The following is a 15724-nucleotide window of genomic DNA, read 5'->3' on the forward strand; positions in this document are numbered from 1 at the left end:
AATAGAGTATCTAATTCCAGTATTTTTGTTCATATGAGAATTTTTCTTTCAACCCTTCTATTGCTCATTACACTTGCCACCTCTGCCCAACAAAAATGGAGCATCCGCCAGTGTATAGAATATGCATCCAACAACAACATTACTGTAAAGCAGGCGCTGGCCCAGGCTAAACTCTCACAGGTATCTTACCAGCAGGCACGCATGAGCAGGTTGCCAACTTTGAATGGCAATATCAGCGCTAACTACCAGCATGGTCTCAACGAAAATCCTACTACCGGTACCCTTGAGAGTTCCGACTTCATAGCCGGGAATATTGGTTTGCAAACACAGTACAACATCTTTAACTGGGGTGCACGTAAGCACAATATTGCTGCCAATGAATTGTTCGCTAAGGCAGATGCAGTAGGTGTGGGCCGCGCTAAGAATGATATTTCTCTACTGGTGGCAAATGCTTTTTTGCAGGTAATGCTCCGCCGCGAACAAATAAGAGTAAATGAAGTACAACTGGAGCAAACAAGAGCTCAGTTATCAAACACACGAAAATTAGTAAACGCAGGTTCTCAGCCAGAACTGAATGCCATCCAGATTGAAGCGCAGTTGGTGAGGGACTCAGCTTTGTTACTGCAAACACGTGCTTTAGAAAAGCAGGCCCTGATCACCCTGCAGTCGTACCTGAACATTGATCTTGCTACGCCTTTCGATATAGAAGCGCCACCTGTGGAAACCATACCTGTTGAAAGCCTTGCAGCGCTTCAGCCCGAAGATGTATATGCAGTTGCTGTTACTACACAACCCGTACAACTAATGACCGGCATGCGCATCCAGGCGTCTGAGATGCAAGCGAAATCAGCACGAGCAAGTATGTATCCTACTATTACAGCTTTCGGTAGTTTGAACACTCGTTTTGTAGATGCTGGTGTGCCTACCCTTATTGGAATTCAGCCGAACCAGCCAACAGGCGCAGTGGTTGTAGACGGTTCTGGAAATACATATAATGTTTTAGCTCCTAAAGCTGTTTTTGAAACCAGGCCTATTGCTTTACATCGCCAGCTCAATACCAACTTTGGACAGGCTATAGGTTTGAGTCTCAACTTTCCCATCTTCAATCAATGGTCTACAAGGTCGCAATGGGAACGTGCTAAAGTAAACGTGCAGCAGGCCCAATTGCAGGACGAGCAGGAGAAACTTACGCTTAAATCAAATATCTACAGCGCTTACCAGGATGCCTTTGCTTCTTTGCAGATATACAATGCTTCTCTCAGGAATGTAGAAGCTTCTGAACGCGCTTTCAATATCTCACAAAAGCGGCTGGATGTTGGCTTGCTCGGAACGCTTGATTACCTCATCACGCAGGGCAACCTGAACCGTGCACGTATAGAAGCAGTAAGCAACCGCTACGACTATATCTTTAAACTGAAGGTTTTGGAATTTTATAAAGGCATGGGAGTACAACTATAACCGCCAACCCCTTAAATACATTAGCATGAACAAAAAATTATTATGGATAATCATTAGCCTGGTGGTAGTGATACTGCTATTGGTAGTATTAAAATCATCAGGAGTTATAGGAAAAAAAGAAGGAACGAAAGTAACGGCTGAAAAGGTGGTGACCCGAACCATCATAGAAACAGTAACAGCAAGTGGCAAAGTTTACCCAGAAGTAGAGGTGAAGGTAAGCCCGGATATTAGCGGTGAGATAACAGAACTGAATGTAGAGGAAGGCGATAGTGTACGACGAGGCCAGGTGCTTGCACGAATTTATGCCGACATATACAGCACGCAGCGCGACCAGGCTGCTGCAGGTGTGAATGCACAGGAGGCACAGGTGGGCAATGCACGTGCACAGTTAGGTGCACTGCAGGCAACGCTGGAGCAGGCCCAGGCAAACCACAGCAGGCAAAAACAATTACTGGATGAAAAAGTAATATCGCGTGCTGAATTTGAACAGGCAGACCAGGCGCTGAAATCTGCTAAAGCCAATTATGAAGCAGCTCAGCAAGGTATTCGCGGAAACGTAGCATCGGTACAAAGCGCAAGGGCACAACTGCAGCGTGCAGCAAAAGATGTGAGCAGAACTACTTTGGTAGCTCCTATGAATGGCATAGTAAGCTTGCTGAATGTGAAGAAAGGTGAAAGGGTAGTGGGTACGGCACAAATGGCAGGAACAGAAATGATGCGCATTGCCGATATGAATGTTTTTGAAGTAAGAGTAGATGTAGGAGAAAATGATATTCCTAAGGTTCATTATGGTGATACAGCCATTGTAGAAGTAGATGCTTACAACAAAAGAAAGTTCAAAGGGCTTGTTACTAAGATCGCTGCCAGCAGCACTTCAGCTGCGCAGGCATCTATGTCTAACAGCGATGTTACCAATTACAAGGTTCACATAAGATTACTGCCCGAAAGCTACCAGGACCTGATCGATCCTTCCAAACCAAAGACATTTCCTTTTAGACCAGGTATGAACGCAAGCGCAGATATACAATCTAAAACACAGGCTAATGTGATTGCTGTTCCAATCAATGCGGTCACTACACGTTTGAAGAACAGCGACAAGTCAAATAAGAAAGATGCTAAAGAGGAAGAAGAAACAGAAGCATCAGAATTTGATCGTTCAGCATCAGCTGAGGACGAATTAGATGAAGTTGTTTTTGTATTGCAGCCAGATGGAAAGGTGAAGAAAGTGAAGGTTCGGACAGGCATACAGGACATCAACTACATAGAAATACTTTCTGGCCTGAAGGTGGGCGACCAGGTAATTACAGGTCCTTATAATATTGTAAGTAAAACAATGAAAGAAGGAGATAAGGTACAGGTAACAACCAAAGAAAAAGTATTTGAAAAGAAATAGTGGCGCGTGGTTCTTAGCAGTTGCTTATCTATATATAACGAATACAATGGCATACATTCTTCATGTAATTGGTAAATCAGGGTTCTTTGTATGTTTGCCGCACTTTTAAAACCAGTACATGCAATTTGGAATAATAGGAAGTGGAAGTTGGGCAACAGCACTCGCAAAGATCCTGACAGATGGTGATCAGGCAATTCATTGGTGGGTGCGCAACGAGAACACGATCCGCCAGATGAAGCAACGGAGGCATAATCCTCATTACCTGCATGCTGCTTATTTCAATACATCTTTACTTCACCTGGACCACAAGATAGAAGAGGTGGTAGCTAATGCAGATGTGCTTGTAGTGGCTATACCTTCTGCATATGTAGAGGAAGCATTTGAAAACTTGCCGAAGGACATCTTTAAAGGCAAAAAGATTGTTTCTGCTATCAAAGGCATTTTGCCTGGCTGTAACAAGTTGCTGAACCACTACCTGGAAGAACGTTTTGAATTTCCTTTAGATGATTACTATACTGTTTTAGGTCCTTGTCATGCAGAAGAAGTAGCATCAGAAAAACTTTCTTATCTCACATTCTCTGGTACCAACGAAGATGCCGCAAAAGAGATAGCCGATCATTTTCATACAGAATACCTGAACGTGGTAGTAAACCACGATGTGCTGGGTGCTCAGTATGCTGCCGTTCTAAAAAACATTTATGCACTGGGAGCTGGTATTGCACATGGGTTGGAGTATGGCGATAATTTTCAAAGCGTATACATAGCAAATGCCGCCGATGAAATGGTGCAATTTTTAAAATTGGTGGTTGCAGAACATAATATTGAGCCGGTAAATTATGCCGCATCAGTTTACCTGGGCGACCTGCTGGTTACTTGCTACAGTTTATTTAGCCGCAATAGAACATTCGGTAATATGCTAGGTAAAGGCTACTCTGTTAGAGCAGCAAAGCTGGAACTGAATATGGTGGCTGAAGGATACAATGCAAGCAAGTGTATTTTCAAGATCAACCAGGAGTATGGTGCAACAATGCCTATAGCAGAAAATATTTACCGCATTCTTTGGGAGCATATGGAGCCATGCGATGCATTCAAAGAAATTGAGAACGTACTGAAGTAGAACGGCCAATTCAGTACCTTTAGTTATGCCTGTTTCATTCGAAATATTTGGAAGTGGTACCGTTGTTTTGCTTGCTATTGTAGGTGTAGTAAACCTATGCAGGTGGTGCATCAGGAAGTTGTCGCACCAGTAGTTACTGGAAAAGATCAGAGGCTATTCCATCAGCCAGCAATTTTCCACTGGTTGTAGTTTTCAAATAATCATTTTCTTCCACCAGGTGCTGAGCCTGCTCATATGGTTTGGCTGCTGCCAGCACTTTAGCAGTTATTTCCTCACCAAAATCCTCCTGTAGTTTTTTAAGAGAAACACCTTCCATGGTGCGGAGCGCAGTCATCAGGTATTCATTCACTTGTTCTGTTGGCGTTAAATATTCTATCTCAAAAGGCACCTGGTCCTTTTCTAGACTTTTTATGTAAAGCGCGTTGTTGGAGACATTCCACTGCCGAGTGCTGCCATTGAACGAATGCGCCGACGGCCCCAAACCTAAGTAATGAACGCCTTGCCAATAGCTGCTATTGTGCCTGCTACGGTAGCCAGGTTTTGCAAAATTGGAGATCTCGTAATGTTCATAACCCGCTTCCTGCATCCACTGCATCAGCAGTTCAAAATGATGCGCCTGTTTCTGGTTGTCTACAGGTGCCAGCTCGTTCTTACTGATCAGTTTTTCCAGTGCAGTTTTAGGCTCAACAGTAAGTGCATAGCATGATAGATGAGGTATTCCCAGGTCGATTGCCTGCTGTACATTCAGCTTCCATTGTTCATCACTTAGGGTAGGTGTTCCATAAATCAGGTCGATGGTTATGTTGTGGAAACCTTCCGCTTGTGCCAATTGAATGCTTTGCAGCGCCTGTTGTGCATTGTGTGCCCGGTTCATCCATACCAGGTCAGCTTCTGCAAAAGATTGTGCACCCATGCTCAAACGGGTTATTCCTGCAGCTTTCCATTCTCTTAGTTTTCCTGTAGTTATATCGTCTGGGTTTGCCTCCAGTGTTATCTCGGCACCTTCTGTTATAGAAAAATGCTGCCTCAGCGTTTGCAGTATCAACCGGAGCTCTTCTATTTCTAAAATAGAAGGAGTGCCGCCGCCAAAATAGATGGTTGAAACAGGTTCATGTAAATAGTCTTTCTGCAGCAAAATTTCCTTCAGCAGCGATTGCACGAAATCTGCCTGCAGCTTAGTAGATGTAGAAAAGTGGAAGTTGCAGTAGTGGCAGGCTTTCCTGCAAAAAGGTATGTGTAGATAGATGCCTGCCATGGAAGCCGCGAAAACTTTTGTAAACTTGTTTTTGTAAAGATGGCAAAGGTAACCAGATACGTTTCTATAAGAAGTTTGTTGATGTTAATGTTGGCCTTTGCACCTGTTATTGCAAATGCTCAAAAAGCTTATCAGCTACACTATTTTCCGGTTGATGCCGACAGTGCAGCAGTTAAGAAACTGAAGTTGCAAACGCTATTCAACAACCAGGAAAACTGCCGCGCTTACATAGATCGATTACCCTCCATACTGCAGGCAGAAGGTTATGTTGCCGCTTCCCTTGATACGGTTGTTGTTGCTGACTCACAGGCTGTTGTTCATGTTTACCTGGGAGAAAAACTTTCGGAAGCATGCATACTTATTAATAAGGAATACTGGCCGCTGTTGCAGCAGGCCAATCTTTCGGTGGGCATGCAAGGCAAGCCAATAAACCTGGTTCAGTACCAGCTATTGCAGGAGCGGCTGCTAGATCATTTAGAAAATACCGGCTTCCCTTTTGCACAGGTGGAGCTGGCTGAAGTGCAGTTTGACAGCGGAAGGATCTCAGGAAACCTTTTAGTAAATAAAGGCCCTTCGTACAAGATAGACAGTGTGCGAATGATGGGTACAGCAAGGATTTCACAAAACTTTATTCACCGGTACCTCGACCTGCCGCGGGGCGGAATGTATAGAAGACAAACGCTTTCCAAAATAAATCAACGGCTGCTGGAGCTGCCTTATGTTCAGCAAAGCCAGCCATGGGATCTGACGATGCTTAATACCGGCAGCCTCGTAAATCTTTACCTGCAACCAAAGCGCAGCAACCAGGTGAATGTGCTGGCAGGCTTTCTTCCGGCGAATGAACAGCTGGGAGGAAAACTTTTATTTACCATTGATGCTAACCTGCAATTGCAAAATGCTTTTGGAACGGGTGAAAGAATAGGTGTAGTGTGGCAGCAGATCCAACCGAAGTCGCCGAGGCTGAACCTGCAATACATGCAGCCATACGTCTTCAAGTCACCGTTCGGGTTTGATTTTTCGTTCGAGCTTTTCAAGAAGGATTCTAGTTTCCTGAATGTGAACGGGCAGTTTGGTTTGTTATATATGCTCTCGAGCAATAAGACTGCAAAAGTGGTGGTGCAGACACAATCAACCAGCATTTTGGATGTTGATACGCTGCAGGTAAAATTTACAAAAAGGCTACCTACAGTAGCGGATGTAAGCTCTCTGAACGTTGGTGTTGAATATGATGTGAATGCTACCAATTATCGCTTCAACCCCCGGAGCGGCATCGAGTTTTCTCTTTTTGGAGGGGTGGGACAGAAGGCGGTAAAGAAGAATAACGCCATCATGTCGCTTAAAGATCCTTCTTTTGATTACAACAGCCTGTACGATACGCTCCAGTTGCAAACCTACCAGCTGCGGCTGCGTGGCAGGTTTGGAAAATATTTTCCTGTAGGCAAACAAGCGGTGGTTAAAACGGGTGTGCAAGCTGGTTGGTACCAGAGCCCGAATGCTTTTAGGAACGAGCTTTTCCAGGTAGGTGGTTACCGACTCATGCGTGGCTTTGATGAAGAAGCTATTTTTGCCAGCAGCTTTGCCGTTGGAACCCTTGAGTACCGCTACCTGCTCGGGCTGAATTCAAACTTTTTTACTTTTACCGACTTTGGCTGGACAAGCAATACCATTACCAGCCAGCGCAATACTTATTTGGGTGCCGGTGTCGGATTGTCTTTTGAGACCAAAGGTGGCATCTTCAACCTCAGCTATGCCGCAGGCAAGCGCAATGACCTCAACTTCGACATACGGCAATCGAAGATCCATTTTGGGTATGTGAGTATATTTTAAAAGTCAGAGGTGGGAAGTCAGAGGTCAGAAGTCAGAGATCAGAGATTGGAGATCAGAAGTAAAGGTTAGACATCTAACAACTACCAACTAACACCTAACATCTAAACCCTAACCCCGGCTTGCTTTATTTATTTTATACTGTGGCTGCACAAAGATATTTTTGCGCCCAATTATACCGCGGTTGAAATACCTTTTGCTCATCATATTTTTTAGCTTGTTTGGCAGTGCAGTTTTTGCGCAGGCTGACACTGGCGCTGTGCCTCCGCCGGTTGGTGCTCCTGCTGTTAGACAAACATCACCAGCAGCCAATCCGTTGCCGCAGTCAGGGCAAATTGACACCGCAAATGATACAGCTGTAGCGGCTGCTCCTGATACGGTTTCAGTAAAGCAGTTACCTGTAGCCCGCCCTGTAGACAGCCTTTTCCTCAAGCTGCTCGACAATCCTTACCTGCAGATGACTGAACCGCCCGTTTACCTGGTTATAAAGGAGCGGGAACGGGAAGATAAAGACGAGATGTTTTACCTGTTGGCTGGCTTGCTATTGTTGTTGGCCTTTATCAAACTGGTATTTCCGCGGTACTTCACCAATGTGTTCCACCTGTTTTTCCAGCCATCTTTCAGGCAAAAGCAAACGAGGGAGCACCTGCTACAAAGTGCGCTACCGTCATTGCTACTCAACTTATTTTTCATCTTATCGGGTGGTGCTTACCTGGCGCTACTGGTAGATCATTATAATGTTGTAGATGAATCCTTCTGGCTGCTCTTCCTAAATGGTACCTTATTTTTAACCATTTTGTATACCGGCAAATATGTTTTTTTGACCTTTGCCGGTTGGGTATTCAATGTAAAGCAGTCTGCTGAAACCTATATTTTCATCGTCTACCTTATTAATAAGATAATCGGCGTGGTACTGCTGCCAATAACCTTGGTCATCGCGTTTTCACAACCCATTGTTATTGATGTTGGTATCACAGTTTCAGTAGTTGTAATATCACTTCTCTTCTTTTATAGGTATGTGTTAGCTTTTGGTCAGGTGCGTAGAGAGGTGAAAGTGAACCTATTACATTTCTTCTTTTACGTATTGGCATTTGAGATAACACCCCTCCTGCTGATTTACAAGACGTTAATGATTTATTTGGATAAGAGTCTTTAATTTTGCACAAACACCGAAAGACATAGCATGGTAAAAAACGGGTCAAAAACCGCTTCAGCCGAAAACACTATGAAAAAAATCCTTATCACTCAACCTAAGCCTGAAAATGATCGTTCACCTTATTTTGAGTTAGCGAGGAAATATAACATAGACCTTGTTTTCCATCCTTTCATCAAGTTAGAAGGTATCCCAGCTAAAGAATTCAGAAAGCAAAAGATCGACATTAGCTATTACTCCGCAGTTATCTTCACCAGCCGAAACGCCATTGATCATTTCTTTCGAATTTGCGAAGAAATGAAGGTGACGATCAGCCAGGATACCAAGTATTTCTGCATCACAGAGGCTGTGGCTCTTTATCTCCAGAAGTTTATCCTGTATCGCAAGCGCAAAGTTTTCTACGGCGCAGATGGTACCAACAAGAGCATGTTTGATGTGATAAACAAGCACAAGGAAAACGAGAAGTTCTTGTATGTATGTAGCGAGAACCAGCAGGATAACGAGATTGTAAACTGGCTGAAGAATAATAAGTGTGAACATGCACTTGCCTTTATGTACCGCACCATCAGTAATGATATCTCGGAAATTATGAAAGGCGGTGATTATGATGTTATCTGTTTCTTTACGCCTAGCGGGGTAAAAAGCCTTTTTGATAATATCCCGGAATTCAAGCAGAACGGAACGCGTATTGGCGCATTTGGGGGCAATACTAGTAAAGCAGTAGAGGATGCAGGACTTACTTTAGAAATAAAAGCACCGGCTCCGCAAACACCTAGTATGGTGGCAGCACTTGAACAGTTTTTAGCTGCTGAAACAAAAAAGAAATAAGAGATAATTTATAAAAAGGAAAGCAGGTCCAGCGCGACCTGCTTTTTTATTGCCTCCGTTGTAGTGTATGCTGGTGTGGGAAGGGATCCTCCAAGAAAAACTGTATCCTTTTCTTCCACTAATGGAAGTCTTAGCTTTCTCAGTTTCAATGCTTTTGTCTTTTCTTTGCGGCATGAAGCTGTCCCTCATCCGTTTTACAAAATCCTGGTTCATAAAGTTGCAATTGCACAGGCTGTTTGCTCCTTTCACTGGTTTGTTTCTTAACCTGGTTTACATGACAAAACTGTCGAAATGGGCGCACGAAAACAGGCATGTTGCATACAATGATTTTAAGAGCAAGTGGGATTACAACAAACGGTACCCGATGTACCAGTGGGTGATAGACCAGGAGGGCTTAACTCAGCCTATCAATTACCTTGAGTTTGGTGTAGCTGGTGGCGAATCATTTCGGTGGTTTATGGAAAGGAACAAAAATGCAGACAGCAGGTTCTATGGATTTGACACCTTTGATGGTCTTCCTGAAGATTGGGGACCTTTTAAAAAAGGAGCTTTTAGCAACAACAATCAATTACCGCAAATACCAGATGCACGGGGGCAGTTTTTCAAAGGTCTGTTCCAGCAAACGCTTCCTTCTTTTTTGCAACAGCTAGACAAGAGCCGCCGCAATGTGCTGATGATGGATGCTGATCTTTGGTCGGCGACTTTATATGCGCTTACCATGCTGGCGCCTTACCTGAAAAAGGATGACATCATTTTCTTCGACGAATTTGTTGTGCCTACACATGAATTCAAAGCTTTTCTTGATTTCGTAGAATCGCACTATGTAAACCTGCAGTTGGTAGCTACCGCCAACAATTATTATTTCGCAGCTTTTAAAGTGAAGTAGAAGTAAGTGAAGGAGACTCTTCAAGCAGCTTGTGCAGTTTCACGTTCAACTGGTCGAAACGGTGGAGATCGTTGTGGCTGCCTCCCTCAATTGTAATAAACTCATCCTGCTGCTTCAGTACCTCCTTTAGCCTTTGTGCATTACTATAAGGAATAACGCCATCGGCGGTGCCATGAAAAATAGTAACCGGTGCTGTCACTTTTGCCAGGTATTCATTTGTAGGAAATTTATACCGGATCATCTGGTCAAGTGGATACATCCAGAAATAGCGTGCAGCAACTGATGTAAGGCTATAGTAAGGTGTTTCTAAGATCAACCGCTTGCAGTCCCTGATGCTGGCTAGCTGCGATGCTACACCGCTTCCCAAAGACCTGCCATATATAACGATGTCTGAAGGTTTGTACTTAGTGCGCGCCAGTTTATATACTTGCAGTGCCTGCTGGTACATAGCTTCTTCTGTAAGTTCTCCGGTGCTTTTCCCAAACCCCGGGTAATCGATCATCCAAACTTCGTAACCATCATTGGTCATATTGGTAGCAGCTGAAGCATAATGATTTACATTTTTCATATTGCCATGGAAGTACAACAACACACCTTTAGCCGGCTGGTTGGTGGTAAACTGTACCAGGTGGTAATTAGTAGTGGCATCTACAGGAATGTTCACTTCAGTATGCGGCGCATTGAAATCAAACGGAGCATTGGCGGCCAAAGCTTTTGGATGGAACAAAAACTTTTCCTGCAAGTGATAAACAGCCACACCTACCAGGCAGTATACAAGCAGGCCGATCTTGGCCCACCGCAAGAACTTTTTCTTTTTTCTACTGGTTTGAATGGATGTTTTCATGTGGTGCAAAATTATAGCTTGTGCATCCGGCGCTGGCTGCTATTCCTGTAAAATATCCCTAATAAAGTTGTGGTAAGCAGGGTAGGTGGGAAGGTTGTTGTGACCGCCACCTGGAATGCGTATCAGCGTGATCTTGTGCGGGTTGATCTGCTGCAGTGCCTCGCTGTGCTTTATAGGTATCAGCCAATCTTTGGTGCCATGCAAAATGTAGGTATGGCAGCGTACTTTCTTTAACCAAAGGTCGGTGCGCAGGTGGAAACGTAGCAGAAAACGCATAGGCAGGATGGGGGCAAACCGCTCCACTACTTTTACAAAATTGAAATATGGCGCATCTAAAATGAGATAGCGCGGGTTGTTGTCGCTGGCTATTTTAGTGGCGAAGCCGCTGCCCATACTTCTTCCATATACCACCAGGTGATGCTCCGGGTATTGCTGCTTCAGTACTTCGTATACGTACTGCATGTCGTTCAGCATTTCTTTTTCGCTTCGTTTGCCGGTGCTCTTGCCAAAGCCGCGATAATCCACCAGCACCACATCGTAACCATAGCGGTAAAAGTCGCGGGCATATTTAGCCCAACCTTTTATGCTGCGGGTATTGCCGTGCAGGTAAAAGATGAGACCTTTTGGGTCGTTGCGGTAAAAGTGAAGCCCATTGATTGAAACGCCGGGCTCAATATCAAAAAACAGTTCTTTAAAAGGGATATCGTACTTGTAAACAAAATTCTTTGAGAGCACTTCAGGCTTAAAGATGAACCGCTCCTGCACCAGGTAAATAAGCAGCAGTAGTACAATGTAGCCAATGATTATATAGAGGATGTAGTTATTCAATGGTATGTCTGAAGTGCGAGGTCAAAGTACGATAGCTGACAGATAAATACTGATACTATTCATTCAATAGCTAGAAAGCTTGATAATATTCTTGATCAGCTGGGTAACTACAATCTTTAGTAATTCTGCTCTTCTCGCTTCCATGCCTCCATACCACCTTCCAGGTTTACAAGATTATTAAAGCCAAATTTCTGTTCAAGCCGCTGGATGGCTATCTGGCTGCGTACGCCTTTTTTGCAATAGATGATCACAGGTTCGTCTTTGGGCAAACTGGGTGCATAGTTCATGATCTCGCCAAGCGGCACATGTTTACCGCCAATATTAAATGCCTCGTGTTCCCAATCTTCCCTTACATCTAAAAGAAAAAGCTCGCTATCTGCAGCGAGCTTTGCTTTTAATTCTTTGGGTGTGATCTGCTTCATCTGTTACGTTTCTTCATAATAGTTCTCAGGGAACAGCCGCTTTAACTTCAGGTTGGATACCGGTGCCACTATCAGCGGGAACTTTTCCACCACTACGTTGCTCGGGTCAAGCCCGAAACCTCTTTCTTCACCCAGGCTGATCTCCTTCAGCCAGAAGTACAGCTTCATGATCACACGTTCCAGGAACGGCAGTTCATTATCCTGGCTCAGGTATTTCTCCATTACTATAAACTGGAAATCACCTGTCACATTATTTCTTTCAAGGCTTTCGTAGCGGCTGGTAATATTCACTTCTTTATTAGCTACGAGGTCGGCTACTACGTGGCGGAACATGAGGTTGATGCGCTGTTCCATTTTGAAGCCCAGCCTGAACTCTACACGAATGATGTCGTTTGGAATGATATGATCAACCGTATACTCGCAGGTATATGGATCGTCCAATACATCTACGTGTACAAACCAATAGATGTCGGCGCGCTTAGGCTTTTTGTTTAGTATCGAGTAAATGATTTTATGCTCTATCTCTTTTGGATTATTGGCGCTGGTCATGTACACCAGGTGAGTAGCATATTTAGGAACCGTTTTATCGTTGCTTAGTTCCTGTATCTGCGAAATGTAGTGATCCATTCTGACGAATTCCACATACCTGTTCTTGATCTTTCGCGCCCTGTACCAGGTATACATAATGATAAACATGCCTGAAGCTACAATGAGTGTGATGTAGCCGCCATGCGGGAATTTCTCAAGCAGCGCCACCAGGAAGGCTACTTCTATGGTAAGGTAAAGTGCCAGGAATAGCCAGATGATGCCCGGCTTTACCCTATGCAGAACAAGATAATTAGCAAATAGCGCCGTAGTAGCTATCATGGTAACGATAATAGCCAGGCCATAAGCAGCCTCCATCCTGCTCGACTCTTTGAAATACACCACTACGCTTATACATCCTACAAAAAGCAATGCGTTGATACCGGGAATGAACAACTGGCCTTTTTCTTCAGACGGGTACTTGATCTTAAGCTTAGGCCATAAGTTGAGCCGCATGGCCTCACTTATAAGCGTAAACGAACCGGAGATCATGGCCTGGCTGGCAATGATGGCAGCCGTAGTAGCAATGATCACCCCTACCAGCACAAACCATTGTGGCATCAGGTCGTAAAAGGCGTTAATGTTCAGCGCTGCTTTCACTTCGGGCGTAATGGTTAATCCTTTGCGGTGTGCCAGTAAGAAAGCTCCTTGTCCAAAGTAATTGATGAGTAAACAGCTTTTTACGAAGATCCATGTCATCCTGATATTGGCCCTGCCGCAGTGGCCCAGGTCGCTATAAAGGGCTTCGGCCCCGGTAGTACAGAGGAAAACAGCCCCCAGTAGCCAATAGCCTTCAGGATAAGTAGCTAACAGGTTGATACCGTAATAAGGATTAAGTGCTTTTAAAATTGAAAGATCATCGGCTATATGAATTCCACCTAATACAGCCAGCATGGTGAACCACACCAGCATTACGGGGCCGAACATTCGCCCGATAGAAGCGGTTCCAAACTGCTGCATGAAAAAGAACAAGCAGATAATGGAAACAACTATGATTACAATTGTCTGTGTAGTTATATCGTGAAAAACGGGAAGCTTGCGAAGCCCTTCTATAGAGGAAGTGATAGAAATGGGAGGAGTGATGATACCATCGGCTAGCAGGGCAGCGCCACCGATCATAGCCGGAAGTGCCAGCCATTTTTTTCGTCGTCGGACGAGCGCATACAGGGCAAAAGTTCCGCCTTCACCTCGGTTGTCTGCTTTCAGAATAAGTATAACATACTTGATGGTGGTCTGCAAGGTGAGCGTCCAGATGATGCAGGAAAGTGCTCCAATGATCAGTTCATCGGTTATTGTACGCCCATTAATAATTGCATTGAAAACATAGAGAGGAGATGTACCTATATCGCCGTAAATGATTCCTAATGCGATCAACAACCCAGCCTTCGTAACCTTATTTATATTTTTCCCCATAAAGGAAGCCGTGAATTACTCAACAAATGTATAGGGAAAATAAGTTGGTTACTAAAATGTTTGCCGGCAGAAGAGTTTTACTTGTGTTTTCTAATTTTCTCTTTGTATTAACCTCCTTGTGCAACTGTTATGATTCTGTTCAATACTTTCCTACTATACAACACTTACATTTGTTACTCTATCATTAATCAATAGCATACATGAAAAAATGGCTGGTTGTTCTTTTGCTTACCGCTGTTGCTGGTGTAGCAAAAGCCCAAAAGGTAGTTTACTCCGAGCCTGACAGGGCGGATGTAAGGCAAACGAATTTTGAGATCATTGGAAAAGTAGCTGGAAATATTCTTATTTATAAAGGCCTGCGCGACAGCCATCATATTAGCCTGTACGATTTGGATATGAAGCAGGTGGAAAAGGTGAAACTTGATTTTCTTCCAGAAAGGATCATCAATGCCGATTTCCTGGCGTACCCGGATTTTACTTACATGTTTTACCAGTACCAGAAAAAGAATATTGTGTATAGCATGGCTGCCAAAATTAATGGACAGGCACGCATAGTAGGCGAACCTATAACCATGGATACTACAGCCCTCAATTTTTGGGCAAGCAATAAGATCTACAATGTTATCTATAGCGAAGACAAGCAGAAGATCGCGGTTTTCAAAGTAAACAGCAAGAGCGATAAGACGCATATTGTTACCACCGCTCTATTCGATAAGGACATGCAGCTCATAGAAAAGCATGTGATGAACATTGATATGCCTGAGCGTAATGATTTTCTTACAGAATTTGGCATAGATAACGATGGAGCGATTGTGTTCACAAGAGCAGCTCGTGCAAGTTTTAATGATAATATCCAAAAAGCTACGCTGATGGTGAAGAACCGCGGCACCGATAAACTGAACGAGGCTGAGCTTGCTTTGAACAATATTTACCTGGATGAGATAAAGATCAAGGTTGATAATTTCAATAAGAACTACCTGATCACTTCTTTTTACTCAAAAGCAAGGAACGGAAACATTGACGGCTTGTATACCACAGTTTGGGACGCTCCTTCAGCCAGGATAAAAGCAACAAAAGCTATTGTGTTTGGTGAAGACCTCCGCAATGAGGCAAAGGGGCAGAACAGCATGAGAACAGCTTTCAATGACTATTTCTTAAATAATATCATTGTCAGGAAAGATGGTGGCTTCCTGGTGGCGGCAGAGTCATTTTACACTACAGGCCGTAGCGGCAGCTTCAATCGTATGGACTACCTGTGGGGTTCGCCATTTATGATGAGGCCGATGGATTACTATATGTTTAGCCCGTATAGCTTCAGCTATCCGTGGTGGAGGTGGAACAGCTTTAACCAGCTTACCCGCTATCATGCTCAAAATGTTGCCGTTTTCTCATTTGATAGTTCTGCTAATGTTTCGTGGACCAACGTGGTGAATAAACAACAGTATGATGACGAAACAGATGCATTCATAGGTTATCAACTGGTAAATACCGGCGACCAGCTTCATTTCTTATTTAACCAGCAGGAAAAGCGCATGCAATTGCTATCGAGCCAGAGTATAACTCCTAGTGGCGAGATCAATCGCAACCCTACTTTGCGCAACCTTGATAAAGGCTACGACTTCATGCCGCGCTATGGAAAACAAGTGGGTAGCAGGCAAATTATTTTTCCTTGCATGTACCGGAATTACCTTTGTTTTGCACGATTAGATTTATAGTTA

13 protein-coding genes are annotated in these 15724 nt (G+C 43.9%); 8 read left to right on the top strand and 5 right to left on the bottom strand.

What is annotated here, in order from left to right; translation table 11 throughout:
• Positions 1 to 33 precede the first annotated feature (33 nt).
• The 3 genes from J4N22_RS02975 (at position 34) to J4N22_RS02985 (ending at position 3968) form a co-directional block, all read left to right on the top strand.
• Positions 34 to 1458: a TolC family protein gene (locus J4N22_RS02975; RefSeq protein WP_207492223.1), complete on the top strand. Its 1425-nt coding sequence runs from the start codon at positions 34 to 36 to the stop codon at positions 1456 to 1458.
• Positions 1459 to 1483: 25 nt separating this feature from the next.
• Positions 1484 to 2851 (top strand): efflux RND transporter periplasmic adaptor subunit, encoded by a 1368-nt coding sequence (locus J4N22_RS02980; RefSeq protein ID WP_207492224.1) that lies wholly within the window; start codon positions 1484 to 1486, stop codon positions 2849 to 2851.
• Between the two features lie 118 nt (positions 2852 to 2969).
• The gene (locus J4N22_RS02985; protein ID WP_207492225.1) at positions 2970 to 3968 is read left to right on the top strand and encodes an NAD(P)H-dependent glycerol-3-phosphate dehydrogenase; all 999 of its coding nucleotides are present in this window, start codon (positions 2970 to 2972) and stop codon (positions 3966 to 3968) included.
• A 133-nt stretch (positions 3969 to 4101) separates the two neighbouring features.
• Here the strand turns inward: J4N22_RS02985 and hemW are convergent, their stop codons facing one another.
• Complete coding sequence (gene hemW, locus J4N22_RS02990) at positions 4102 to 5223, bottom strand: radical SAM family heme chaperone HemW (RefSeq protein ID WP_207492226.1); 1122 nt, start codon at positions 5221 to 5223, stop codon at positions 4102 to 4104.
• Between the two features lie 81 nt (positions 5224 to 5304).
• Between hemW and J4N22_RS02995 the strand changes: the two genes are divergently transcribed.
• The 4 genes from J4N22_RS02995 to J4N22_RS03010 all read left to right on the top strand — a co-directional run bounded on the left by J4N22_RS02995 (position 5305) and on the right by J4N22_RS03010 (position 9914).
• Positions 5305 to 7050, top strand: coding sequence for a BamA/TamA family outer membrane protein (locus J4N22_RS02995; RefSeq protein ID WP_207492227.1), 1746 nt, complete (start codon positions 5305 to 5307; stop codon positions 7048 to 7050).
• 181 nt (positions 7051 to 7231) lie between these two features.
• A complete protein-coding gene (locus tag J4N22_RS03000; protein ID WP_207492228.1) occupies positions 7232 to 8203 on the top strand; it encodes a DUF4271 domain-containing protein in 972 nt (323 codons plus the stop codon).
• A 69-nt stretch (positions 8204 to 8272) separates the two neighbouring features.
• Complete coding sequence (locus J4N22_RS03005) at positions 8273 to 9028, top strand: uroporphyrinogen-III synthase (RefSeq protein ID WP_242692032.1); 756 nt, start codon at positions 8273 to 8275, stop codon at positions 9026 to 9028.
• A gap of 274 nt (positions 9029 to 9302) precedes the next feature.
• A complete protein-coding gene (locus tag J4N22_RS03010; RefSeq protein ID WP_207492230.1) occupies positions 9303 to 9914 on the top strand; it encodes a class I SAM-dependent methyltransferase in 612 nt (203 codons plus the stop codon).
• Here J4N22_RS03010 and J4N22_RS03015 read toward each other — a convergent pair.
• From J4N22_RS03015 to J4N22_RS03030, 4 genes are all read right to left on the bottom strand, one after another.
• A complete protein-coding gene (locus J4N22_RS03015; RefSeq protein ID WP_207492231.1) occupies positions 9901 to 10758 on the bottom strand; it encodes an alpha/beta hydrolase in 858 nt (285 codons plus the stop codon). The genes J4N22_RS03010 and J4N22_RS03015 overlap by 14 nt on opposite strands.
• A 39-nt stretch (positions 10759 to 10797) precedes the next feature.
• Positions 10798 to 11586 (bottom strand): alpha/beta hydrolase, encoded by a 789-nt coding sequence (locus J4N22_RS03020; RefSeq protein WP_207492232.1) that lies wholly within the window; start codon positions 11584 to 11586, stop codon positions 10798 to 10800.
• A 116-nt stretch (positions 11587 to 11702) separates the two neighbouring features.
• Positions 11703 to 12008: a rhodanese-like domain-containing protein gene (locus tag J4N22_RS03025; protein ID WP_207492233.1), complete on the bottom strand. Its 306-nt coding sequence runs from the start codon at positions 12006 to 12008 to the stop codon at positions 11703 to 11705.
• Between the two features lie 3 nt (positions 12009 to 12011).
• A complete protein-coding gene (locus J4N22_RS03030; protein ID WP_207492234.1) occupies positions 12012 to 14006 on the bottom strand; it encodes a KUP/HAK/KT family potassium transporter in 1995 nt (664 codons plus the stop codon).
• A 200-nt stretch (positions 14007 to 14206) separates the two neighbouring features.
• Here J4N22_RS03030 and J4N22_RS03035 point away from each other — a divergent pair, with 200 nt between their 5' ends.
• Positions 14207 to 15721, top strand: coding sequence for a hypothetical protein (locus J4N22_RS03035; protein ID WP_207492235.1), 1515 nt, complete (start codon positions 14207 to 14209; stop codon positions 15719 to 15721).
• Positions 15722 to 15724: the final 3 nt, after the last annotated feature.

The organism is Aridibaculum aurantiacum (assembly GCF_017355875.1).
Taxonomy (GTDB): Bacteria; Bacteroidota; Bacteroidia; order Chitinophagales; family Chitinophagaceae; genus Segetibacter; species Segetibacter aurantiacus.